General features: G+C 19.0%; 2 protein-coding genes. One reads left to right on the forward strand and one right to left on the reverse strand.

Features of this window, described 5'->3' with window-relative positions; genetic code table 11:
• Nucleotides 1–33 precede the first annotated feature (33 nt).
• A complete protein-coding gene (locus tag GJT96_RS00745) occupies nucleotides 34–504 on the reverse strand; it encodes a hypothetical protein (protein WP_169780342.1) in 471 nt (156 codons plus the stop codon).
• 119 nt (nucleotides 505–623) lie between these two features.
• Here GJT96_RS00745 and GJT96_RS00750 point away from each other — a divergent pair.
• Nucleotides 624–2,042 (forward strand): preprotein translocase subunit SecA (locus GJT96_RS00750; RefSeq protein ID WP_169780343.1); only part of this gene is annotated, 1,419 nt, incomplete at its 3' end.

Here is a 2,042-nt window from a genome sequence, read left to right on the forward strand (position 1 = left end):
AAGTAAATAATTTTTATGTAAAAATTTTTATATTTAATTATTTGTTAATTTAATAAATTTTTTTATTATTGAACGTAGTTTTATTGAACTTTTTTTTGAAATATGAAGTAATAAATCAGCACTGTATTTACTTAATATATTTTTTTTTAAATTTTTTTTTTTTTTTGTAAAATTTTTTTTTGTGAAAACAGGATTAATTTTAATATCTATCCTTCTTAAAGAAGGAACAACATATTTTTTTACATAAAATAAGATATTTGATTTTTCAGATAAAAATCTGAACATAGAACTAGCATTATTTGTTTCTATAATTAGAATATTATTTTTTATATTTTTAATATTATACAAATTATGTAATTGTATTGGTAAATATTTTTTGATAATCTTATTAATTTTTATTAAAATATTTGTATGTGTATATATTTTATATAATATTTTTGTATAAGACGAATAATATTTTTGTTGGAAAAGTTTATTTATTAATAATAATTTATTATTACGCATATTTTTTAACCATTTAATTTTTAATAAAAGAAATTATAAACATTTTTTGTATTTTATTAAAATACATAATAAATAATATTTATAATTATACAATTATATTTTTTATTAAGAGTATTTATATGTTAAAAAAAATTTTTACTAAAATTTTTGGTAGTAATAATGATAATATTTTAAAATGTATCCAAAAAATAGTAAACACTATTAATAATATGGAAAAAGAATTTGAAAAATTAACTAATTATGAGTTAAAAAATAAAACTATATATTTTAAAAAAAAATTAAAAAATAATTATTCTTTAAAAGATATTCTTCCAGAAGCTTTTGCAACAGTAAGAGAAGCTAGTAAAAGAATATTTAATATGCGTCATTTTGACGTCCAATTAATTGGGGGAGTTGTTTTAAACAGTAATTGTATAGCAGAAATGAAAACTGGGGAAGGTAAAACATTAACATCTACATTGCCAGCTTATTTAAATGCTTTAACTAATAAAGGAGTTCATATCGTTACTGTAAATGATTATTTAGCCCAACGTGATGCACAACATAATAAAATACTATTTGAATTTTTAGGTTTAACTGTAGGTGTTAATTTAACTGATATGTCATTAAAAGAAAAAAAAAATGCATATAAAGCAGATATTACATATGGAACTAATAATGAATTCGGATTTGATTTTTTAAGAGATAATATGATATTTAATCATAATAATAAAGTACAACGTGGTTTAAATTATGCTATTATAGATGAAGTTGATTCAATTTTAATTGATGAAGCTCGCACACCTTTAATTATATCAGGATCTACTGAAGAAAATTCAGAATTATATATTAAAATAAATAATATTATTCCTAAATTAATATATCAAAAAAAAGAAGATTCTAATTCTTATAAAGGTAAAGGACATTTTTTTATAGATGAAAAATCTCGTCAAGTATATTTAACAGAAAAAGGTTTAATTTATTTAGAAGAAATTTTAATAAAAAAAAAAATAATTAATATAGGTGAATCTTTATATTCTATTAATAATATAATCATATTACATCATATTATTTCTGCATTAAGAGCACATAAACTCTTTAAGAGAGATATAGATTATATCTTAAAAAATAATAAAATTGTAATAGTAGATGAACATACTGGAAGATTAATGGAAGGTAGAAGATGGTCAGAAGGTTTACATCAAGCAATAGAAGCAAAGGAAAATGTTAAAATTAATAATGAAAATCAAACTCTTGCATCTATTACATTCCAAAATTATTTTAGATTATATAAAAAATTATCAGGTATGACAGGAACTGCTAGTACAGAATCTTTTGAATTTAAAGAAATATACAAATTAGATACAATAATTATTCCAACTAATAAACCTATGATTAGAAAAGATTTTCCAGATTTAATCTATTTAACCAAAAAAGAAAAAATAAATGCAATTATTAATGATATAAAAGAAAAAAATTTAAAAGGTCAACCTGTACTAGTTGGTACTATTTCTATAAAAAAATCAGAATTAATTTCTAAAAAACTAAAAAAAATAGGT

The organism is Enterobacteriaceae endosymbiont of Donacia piscatrix (assembly GCF_012569525.1).
Lineage (GTDB): Bacteria > Pseudomonadota > Gammaproteobacteria > Enterobacterales > Enterobacteriaceae.